This window comes from Pedobacter sp. (genome assembly GCF_035566355.1).
In the GTDB taxonomy this organism is placed as follows: Bacteria; Bacteroidota; Bacteroidia; order Sphingobacteriales; family Sphingobacteriaceae; genus Pedobacter.
In genome coordinates this window covers 1-8,880 of record NZ_DATMRL010000634.1, presented here as the reverse complement: position 1 = coordinate 8,880, position 8,880 = coordinate 1, and the positions used below count along the sequence as shown (strand labels likewise).

Below are 8,880 nucleotides of genomic sequence, written 5' to 3'. Positions count from 1 at the left end.
CAATCCGGCTATCCCCCCTTTATCTGAGTTGGCATCCATTTTATTAACCCATGATGATGGAAGTGTAATTTCGAAAGCACCGAGAAAAGATGCACCGAAAGCAACCAGCAACAGGAAGAAAAAGAAGTTGAATATACCATTGGTGGATAGACTGTTTAAGGCATCAGCACCAAATATCACTGTAACAAGCAACCCTAATACCACATAAATGATAATGATGAAAAAACCATATAAAGCGGCACGTCCAAAGGCTTTCCCTTTCTCACTGCCTTTAGTAAAGAAGCTCACGGTTAAAGGCAGCATTGGAAAAATACAGGGCATCAGCAAAGCGGCAAGTCCACCAACAAACCCTGCAATAAAGATGCCCCATAATGATTGTTGTTCCTCTCCTTTAGCGGCTTTTTTGTCTGTTTTAACAGCAGCCACTGTATCTTTAGAAACAGGAGCCTGAACAATAGCAGCCACAGCCTTAACCGGAGTATCCGTTTGTGTATCTTTAATTTCGGTGAATTCAATTCCATCTGCCGAAGTGGTATCTGCAGCTTGTGCAAATGCAGTATGCTGGAAACAAACGATCAGCAGGAAACCAAAGACAAGCATTTTCATACTTGCCTTAATTTTTTTCGCATCCATTATCAGTCTATTTTACAGGTACACTGAAATTGATCTGCTCTGGTGGCAGACACTGTTTATCGTCGCAGGTCATGAATTCAACAGTCCCTTTAACCACTGCGTTCTTTCCTTTCAATTTGATCTTCTGCTGAAAAACAACACTTTTTTCAAAGAAATTTACGTTCATGCTAAAAGTTTCCTCATACCTGCTGATTGATTTTGGTTCAATTGTTTTTCCAACCAAAGTATAAGCCGAAGATGCAGGAAATGTAAAAGTAGTTTTAACCGGCCCACCTTCTTTTACCGTTTGAGAGTACAAATGCCATCCATCATCAATAGTCGCTTTGATGAAAACTGTAGCTTCAGTTGCGCTTGTTTTTTTTGCAGCGTAACTCCAGGTTACTGGTTTTAAAATCTGGCTTTGAGCTGCCAATGCTGATAAGATCACTGCAGTAAATAAAATGAGCTTTTTCATATTTTGTGTGTTTAAGTTTAAGTTGATTGTATATGTGGTTCAATGGCCTATTTTAACCGGCATATTGGGTTATAGTTAATAAATTCTGTATCCGGTGTCAGATAGCCTTCTTTAACGGGTTCTTCCCTCATGAGGTCAGTACTCAGGTATTTTTTATTGCTATCTGAAAAAATCGTTACCACACAGCTGTCATAACCTAGTTGCTGCTGTAATTTGATTGCCCCGATTACATTTGCACCTGAGGAAATTCCTACAGCCAGTCCGAGTTCCCGGCCTAGTTTCTGAGCCATTAAGATAGAATCCCCGTCGTTTGCCTGGATCACTTCATCCAGTTCAGCAAGTTTTACAATTTCCGGAATAAATTCATCAGAGATACCCTGGATCCTATGGCTTCCTACTTTATATCCGGTAGTCAAAGTCGGCGATTCTGCCGGTTCCAGCGGATGGATTTTGATGGACGGATTTTGCTTTTTCAAATGTCTTCCTACCCCCATAATTGTTCCACCTGTTCCTACTCCTGCTACAAAGGCATCAGGTACCAGATCGTTCATCTTAAGTTGTTCCCATATTTCCACGCCTGTTGTTTGCTCATGGGCTTGCGGATTGTCTGTATTTTCAAACTGACGAGGCAAAAAAGTATGGTTGTTTTCCAGAGCCATAGACTCTGCTAATTTGATGCTTCCTAAAAAGCCACCTTCTTCCTTACTGATTAAAATCACTTCCGCTCCAAGGCTTTTGATAATATCAATCCGCTCTTTGCTTAACCAGTTTGGCATAATGATCTTAACAGGATGTCCCATTGCCTTTCCAATCGCAGCAAATGCGATTCCGGTATTACCACTGGTCGCCTCAATGATGACGTCTCCAGGTTTAATTTTACATTCTTTATAAGCATTATATAAAGTAAATAGTGCAATACGGTCTTTTATACTTCCTGTAAGGTTATAATGTTCGCACTTTACATAGATCTTCCCTGTATTTCCCTGATATTTGTAATTCAATTCCAGCATAGGGGTGTTTCCAACCAGATGCCATAAATGCTCAAATTTCTTTTCTAAATCTTCTGTTAAGCAAGCTGCTTCTTTTGTATCCAATGACATAATTACTGCGCTTATCCTTTTGTCTGATAATTCAGTAAAACTCCGTATTGCGAATTATATTAACAATACTTAGCTTTATATCCGGAAATTTTACGGAAAATAGCTTTTAAACTTTTATTATTTCCATTTTACATATCACATTTATATCTTTAAGTTATTTTTTTTCATTTTTACATTTCATAAACAAACAAAATGCAGACTGAACTTGATGCTACGGACCTTGAAATTCTTAGGATTTTACAAAAAGATGCCACCTTAACCAATAAAGAAGTCGCTTTTAAGATTAAAAAATCCATTGCAACTGTCCATGAAAGAATCCGGAAACTTAAAGAACAAGGCTATATACAAAGAGTGGTTGCCATTCTCGACCGTAAGAAAATAAACAAAAGTTTACTTGCATTTTCACATGTGTTTTTGAAAGACCATACAGCAGACACCCTATATGAATTTGAACACGAAGTATCCAAATTCGGCGAGGTTATGGAATGTTTTCAGATGACTGGTGCTTTCGATTTCATTTTGCGCATTTCTACAAGCGACATGGATGCCTATCATATGTTTCTACGAAATAAACTGGCTACACTGCCCAATATCAGTACGGTGCAAAGCTTCTTTGTTTTGTCTGAACCAAAAAGTGAAACTGCCTATCCTTTGTAAAGGCCAATGACATTATCTGTCTTTTCTAATTTTCAAGATATATTTATCCTTTAATCCCTTTCCTTTAGATATAAATCGCAGCCTGTAAATCTCATTACCCCAGGCCTTCTTGAATCGGTCATCATCCATCAGCCTGGTCTCCATTTGTACGCTGAACTGCTCCGGATTATAGATTATACTATAGCCAGGAAATTCAGGAAATAGAACCTGATCTCCTTCCAATTTCATTTTCAGCGGACTGATAAAATTTAAAACATTTTCTTTTACAAATCTTTTAAGTTCAAAATCCTCGCTTAGAATAATCTCATTACCTGACCGGTTAAACTGTAAGCTTCTTATCCAGGACTTAACCTGAGCAGGTTCCGGATAGGCCCCGGCAATGTTTACAGAAAAGGTCGTTTCTTCAGGACCTGGGTGGTCAATCTTAAAATCTGTGGCAGCAAACTTTTTACCATCCATTTGATCTGTACCGTTAATACCTGGACAGTTGTGCCATTGAGATTGCACATTCCATAATTCATAACGTTTGCTGCTAAAAGTTTTTGCTGTATACGTACCCACCCCTGCGTCAATCAACAATGGTTTTCCATCAGCATACACTATAAAATTACCGATATCGTTATGATTGTGACTCTCGGCATTATTACCTCCTTTTGCTGCAAGGAACAATCCATCAGTACTTCCTTTTTTACTGCGGGCAGTAAAAACCTGCAGATCTGGCAGTACTTCTTCCAGCGGATAAGGTGCTTTAGGGCTAATTTGCTTTATCTCCTCGTACACCTGTAGGGTCTGTACAAATTCGTTCACATCATCAAGCGGAAGTTCTGCTTTTTTGTAATTCAATATAAAGGATGCATATGCTTTTAAAGTTTCATCATGAAATAGCTTTCCGTAACGATAAACACTTTCTGGATTTTGCAAATATTTAGAAAAAGCATCTGCAAAATTGACCATATTGTTGTTTGCAATCTGCATCTTGTAAGTATAAGTCCCCATTCTGTGCAGAAGTTCTTTGTCTGACCAATTCAGTTTACCTTCCGACGCACTGTTCACCAGGCTAATTAAACGTATAAGCTTCCCTCCAGCCATATCCCAGTAAGATGGCCCCTCATCACAGCCACCGTCCTCAGGATAGTGATTGATAAAATGGTCTGTACTTAACAAAAGTTTTTTACTGAACAGTTCCAGGGAGTCGCCAGGTTTAAGCATCAATAAAGCCGCCTGCATACAATTTGTATTGTTAAAAGTATTCCAGTTATTTACTGTATTTCCTTTTAATCCCATCCACCAGAAAGTATCATATTTAAGATAAGGTTGAAAAATCCTTCGGTTAAGCTCATATTCAATTCTACTATTGATTACTTTTGAATATTTACCCAGCTGTGGACTGAGCAGGTTATAAATGACCGCAACAGTCGCCCCTGTTCTCGATGCATTCAGATCAATGTATGGATTTTGGATATTGGGTAGATCTGCACCTTCTTTTTGCACCACAATATGTGCCGGTGCAACCCAGGTACTCTCTTCAAGAATAAGCCATAGACCATTTACAATCTGCGGTAGGAAACGGCCTTGATTTTGAACGAGTTCACCCAATACCAGATTGGACAAAATTCTGCGTCGCTCGGACTGCAGATTCTCATAATTGATCCGGGTTCCGGTAAATTTGTAATCAAGATATAAACTTGCAGGCAATGAAGGCCAGGTATATTGGTTTCCAATTTCTGCGTTTTTAAGAATTTTGGTTTTAACACTATCCGCCAGGCCAGCAATTTTAGACAAGGTTTCCTCCCGCTGTTGGTTTTGCCACAGACCTAGGTTTTTAAAAACACCTTGACCATTTGTATTGTATGCTTTGCTTAGCCAGTTTTTTGCAGGTAATTGGGCCTTACCTGTCCAGACAAAGGACATGATAAGGATAGAAATCATTATTCTTTTCATATCAATCTTTATAATTCAATGGCTTCTTTCTCTTTACTGGTGTTTCAGGATGCTGACCTGATTGAAACGGATCGTAGTAATACAGCCCCGCCTGGTTGTACAAATTAATATGGCTTTTCAACCTGAATTTGAAAGCCTCCAGATTTTTATTCTTTTGTTTTGTCCAGGCCGACTCTGCCAGTGCAGCCAGGCGGGGAAACAATAGGAAATCCAAGCGCATCTGATCGGGTACCGTTTCCGTCCATAGATTGGCCTGGATACCTTCAATAAGATTCAGCTCCTGCTCATTCCCCGCAAATCCCGCGGCGTTAAAATTGTAAACATCCTCCATTGGACTATATAGCTTATTCCACTTCCGCCCATACCTGTGCGTACTGTCCTGAACTAAATCAAAATATAATGGCAAACGGGGGCACAAAACGGTTCTATACCCTTTTTCCATTAATGTCCGCAGCTGCCTGGGTTGATCATGCCGCCACCAAAACATAATCGTTTTATCTATTGGTAATCCTGCATTTGCCATTTCATCCCAGACCAGAAGCTTTGAGTTAAGACGAAAAACAGAATCGGCCATCCGTTTAATAAAATAGTCTTCCACCTCTTTTACATCTTTAAGATTTTTAGCTTTCATTAAGCTTATAATCTCTGGGTTGGTTTTCCATTTCTCATTACCAAAACTAACCTCGTCCCCGCCTAAATGAACCATCTGCGAAGGAAATAAAACACTGGTTTCTTTTAAAATATCCGTCAGGTAGCCATATGTTTTTTCCAGGCCAGGATTAAAAGTGAATTCAGGATGTTCTGGTGTACCACCACCGCTGTATTCAGGATATGCCCTGTTTGCAGCTGTGGCATGTCCTGGCATATCAATTTCGGGAATAATTTCAATAAACCTTTCTGCGGCATAAGCAATGATATCTTTGATGTCTTCTTGTGAATAATATTTGGCAGGAGCATTTTCATTAAGGTAATTACCTATGCCTCCTATAAGCGCCAGATTGGGGTATTTCTTTATCTCTAAGCGCCAGGCCGGTTCATCTGTTAAATGCCAGTGTAACCGGTTCAATTTATAAAACGCCATCCAATCCAGGATTTCCTTAACCTTTTCTTTTCCGAAAAAATGACGAGACTCATCCAGCATAAGGCCCCTCCAGGCATAAGCAGGGGCATCCGTTATTTTGCAACCTGGAATCTCAGCAATTCCATGTTTTATTTTTGCTGTCCTCAAAATTTGCAGAAAAGAGACCACCCCATAAAACAGACCTTTTTCGCTGCTGGCCTGTATAACAATCTGATTGGTTTCAATCATAAGATGATAAGATTCTTCTGGATCAGATTTTTTATATCTTAAGTTTAAAAAAATGGCTGCACCCTTTGTTTTCTCTCCATTACGAAGTGCTATTCCAGTAGTTTTTAAGACTTCAGTCTTGAGGTACCAGGCTATTTTATCAGCATTTGCATTGTTCAGGATAACCGGCGTTTCATTGCTGAAACGAAATGTACCTCCACCAGGTTGAAATTGATCAGGCATTGGGATCAAACCAGGGGTCGTTAAATCTTTAGAATAGTTTTGCGCCTGAAGACAAGTCGTATAAAACAGGAAAAGACAAAAGAAGGAGACTCTTAACATGATTCCAATTTATACAACATCTGCTATAAATAAGGAAAGTCGCACTGAATTATTACCGCAAACGTTTTAGATTAAAAGAAAAGGGGAGCCATCGCATCATGACTCCCCTTTTATTACAATTGCATTTACTCAATCTCTTGTGCTCAGAGCCCCACTAATACCCAGGATTCTGTGTTAAGTTTTTCGAGATATCCATTTGCTTCTGAGGGATCGGCATCAGATACAATTTATCTGTCCAAACCCTTTTTTGGGCCAGATTATTCCTGATGTCATTCGTATTTTTCATCACCTGAGGCGCAATTTTCCATCTTCTGATGTCCATATACCGCTGACCTTCCAGGGCCAGTTCTATTCTGCGTTCCCTGCGGATCAACTCTCGCATAGCCTCTTTAGCAGCATATTTCACCTGGTCCACGTGTGGCATCCCAGCTCTGTCCCTCAAATCATCAATTGCTTTATATACCGCTGGATTTGGTCCTGACAGTTCATTCTGAGCTTCTGCATAGGTTAACAAGACTTCGGCATAACGGATCAGGATAATGTTGGAATAATTATCCAGTTGAGCTTTGTAAATTTCGGGATCAGTTAGCTTCCTAAAGTTATAACCCGTTGAAGAATTGTTATTTCCTCCACCATTCCAGGAGAAGGTATAATCCGCTTCTATAGTATTCCAAGGACTGCCAACAAATAAAATACTGGCATAAAACCTTGGATCCCGATTTTTATATTCATTATAGAAAGCCGGATCATTGGCTTTAAATAAACTTGCTCTAACAGCCGGATCTGTCGCAGCGACAGGCTCTCCGGTTTTATAGTTCGGATAAGCATCCACCAATTCCTGTGTTGGTGTAACAGATGACCAACCTCCCAATGCACTGGAGAGCAAATAGGTATTCAGGTAATTAACATCCTTTTGAGCAATATATTGCCTGTCCAATATCACTTCGCTATTTTGTTTATTTTTGGCCCAGAAAATTTCTTCATAGCTCCTGATCCCAAGGCGGAATTTCTTCTCCTCTGCAGCATCACTAAAAGTAGCCCATTTGCTATAATCATCTGCCAGATCATCGCCTGTTTCAGCAGTCACTTTAAATAACCCATAGCCTAAGCCCATAACTTGTTGTGCCGCATCTGACGCCTGCTGCCAATCTCCATTATAAAGATGTGCCCTTGCCTTAAGCGCCAATGCAGCACCTTTGGTTACCCGGCCTTTATCATTATACTTTCCTCCGGCATAGCTTACAGGTAAAACCTTCGACACTGCATCTAATTCGTCTGTGATAAATTTATATACCTGTGTTTTGGGATCTCTTTTTACATCCGATTCCGCTATAGTAAGTGTTTTGGTAATGATAGGCACATCACCAAATTTGTTCATCAGGTCAAGATAAGAATAGGCCCTTAAAAACCTGGCCTCCGCTTTATATCTTTCCTTTCTGGTAGCATCCATTGTTGCTTTATCTGCATTTTCCAATAACAAATTAGCACTTCTTATCGCTGTAAAGTCCCAGCCTGCATCACTGGCAGAATTAATATCGCCCGAAGAAACTACTGTTGCTGTACTTTCCCAGGGATACTGCCCATAAGCATTATCGGTTTTAGCATCTTCATAAATTGTAGCACCTTCTCCGCCAAGAGTATTGCTGTAAACGGTATTAAGGGCTCCGAACATATCATTTTCTGTTTTCCAGAATGTAGCATCAGATAACTGGTCTTGAGGGGGCCTGTTTAAGAAGTCTTTCTTACAAGATACTATAGTGAGCAGCATCACAAAAGCACTCATCCATTTTATATTGATATTCGTTTTCATCTTTCTGTTTTTAAATGCCTTAAAATTTAATACTAGCTCCTAAAGACCATGTTTTTACGCCTGGATATCCACCGCGGCCAGAGCCGCTTTCAGGATCGTAATCGGCAAGTCTTTTATCTGCCATATAAGTGAACGGATTATTCGCTGTAACAAAAAAGCGAATGGATTGTGCTTTCAAATTGTGGGTAAGCAGTGTTGGTAAAGTATAACCCAATGTTAATCCTCTAACTCTGAAATAGGATCCGCTGAACAACCAAAATGAAGAAATCTGTGTATTCTGAGGCCCGTCCTGGCTGCGTAACAAACGTGGAAATTCTGCATTTGGATCTGGGTTTTCTTTGGTCCACCTGTTTTTAAACGGCTCTTTTATCCCTGCACTATTAAAGAATGGAGAACCTGCTTCACTATCAAAATAGGTTTTAACATTAGCCACGCCATAAGTCAAGATCTCTAAACTGAAACCCTTATAAGAGCCACTTAAAGAAACTCCATAATTAAGAAAGGGTACATCATTGCCGATTACAGTGCGATCAGTGGCATCTATCTTACCATCACCGTTGAGGTCTTTATATTTAATATCGCCAGGTCCGGTCGCTGCACTTTGGAAGGCATGACTGGAAACATCTGCAGCATCTTTAAACAAGCCTTCAGCTTG

6 protein-coding genes and 2 pseudogenes are annotated in these 8,880 nt (G+C 39.9%); 1 reads left to right on the top strand and 7 read right to left on the bottom strand.

The window, feature by feature from the left end:
* The 3 genes and pseudogenes from VNZ46_RS24890 to VNZ46_RS24880 form a co-directional block, all read right to left on the bottom strand.
* Nucleotides 1–633: pseudogene (locus VNZ46_RS24890) on the bottom strand (hypothetical protein); the annotation flags it as partial.
* Between the two features lie 7 nt (nt 634–640).
* Nucleotides 641–1,087, bottom strand: a complete 447-nt coding sequence (locus VNZ46_RS24885) for a protein-disulfide reductase DsbD domain-containing protein (protein WP_108550242.1) — start codon at nt 1,085–1,087, stop codon at nt 641–643.
* 47 nt (nt 1,088–1,134) lie between these two features.
* Nucleotides 1,135–2,187 carry a PLP-dependent cysteine synthase family protein gene (locus VNZ46_RS24880; RefSeq protein WP_108550241.1) on the bottom strand — a complete coding sequence of 351 codons (1,053 nt, stop codon included), beginning with the start codon at nt 2,185–2,187 and terminating at the stop codon, nt 1,135–1,137.
* Nucleotides 2,188–2,379: 192 nt separating this feature from the next.
* Here VNZ46_RS24880 and VNZ46_RS24875 point away from each other — a divergent pair, with 192 nt between their 5' ends.
* Entirely contained in the window at nt 2,380–2,844 is a 465-nt protein-coding gene (locus VNZ46_RS24875) for an Lrp/AsnC family transcriptional regulator (RefSeq protein ID WP_133780714.1), read from the top strand.
* A gap of 12 nt (nt 2,845–2,856) precedes the next feature.
* On the opposite strand, the gene VNZ46_RS24870 is transcribed toward VNZ46_RS24875, so the two are convergent.
* From VNZ46_RS24870 to VNZ46_RS24855, 4 genes and pseudogenes are all read right to left on the bottom strand, one after another.
* Nucleotides 2,857–4,785: a heparinase II/III domain-containing protein gene (locus VNZ46_RS24870; protein WP_325563656.1), complete on the bottom strand. Its 1,929-nt coding sequence runs from the start codon at nt 4,783–4,785 to the stop codon at nt 2,857–2,859.
* Nucleotide 4,786: 1 nt separating this feature from the next.
* Nucleotides 4,787–6,415: a beta-N-acetylhexosaminidase gene (locus VNZ46_RS24865; protein WP_325563654.1), complete on the bottom strand. Its 1,629-nt coding sequence runs from the start codon at nt 6,413–6,415 to the stop codon at nt 4,787–4,789.
* Nucleotides 6,416–6,569: 154 nt separating this feature from the next.
* Nucleotides 6,570–8,225, bottom strand: a complete 1,656-nt coding sequence (locus tag VNZ46_RS24860) for a RagB/SusD family nutrient uptake outer membrane protein (protein ID WP_325563652.1) — start codon at nt 8,223–8,225, stop codon at nt 6,570–6,572.
* A 19-nt stretch (nt 8,226–8,244) separates the two neighbouring features.
* Nucleotides 8,245–8,880, bottom strand: a pseudogene (locus VNZ46_RS24855) (SusC/RagA family TonB-linked outer membrane protein); the annotation flags it as partial.

Coding starts and splice junctions, on each gene's coding strand:
- VNZ46_RS24885 (WP_108550242.1), bottom strand. CDS start 1,087: ATGAAAAAGCTCATTTTATTTACTGCAGTGATCTTATCAGCATTGGCA.
- VNZ46_RS24880 (WP_108550241.1), bottom strand. CDS start 2,187: ATGTCATTGGATACAAAAGAAGCAGCTTGCTTAACAGAAGATTTAGAA.
- VNZ46_RS24875 (WP_133780714.1), top strand. CDS start 2,380: ATGCAGACTGAACTTGATGCTACGGACCTTGAAATTCTTAGGATTTTA.
- VNZ46_RS24870 (WP_325563656.1), bottom strand. CDS start 4,785: ATGAAAAGAATAATGATTTCTATCCTTATCATGTCCTTTGTCTGGACA.
- VNZ46_RS24865 (WP_325563654.1), bottom strand. CDS start 6,415: ATGTTAAGAGTCTCCTTCTTTTGTCTTTTCCTGTTTTATACGACTTGT.
- VNZ46_RS24860 (WP_325563652.1), bottom strand. CDS start 8,225: ATGAAAACGAATATCAATATAAAATGGATGAGTGCTTTTGTGATGCTG.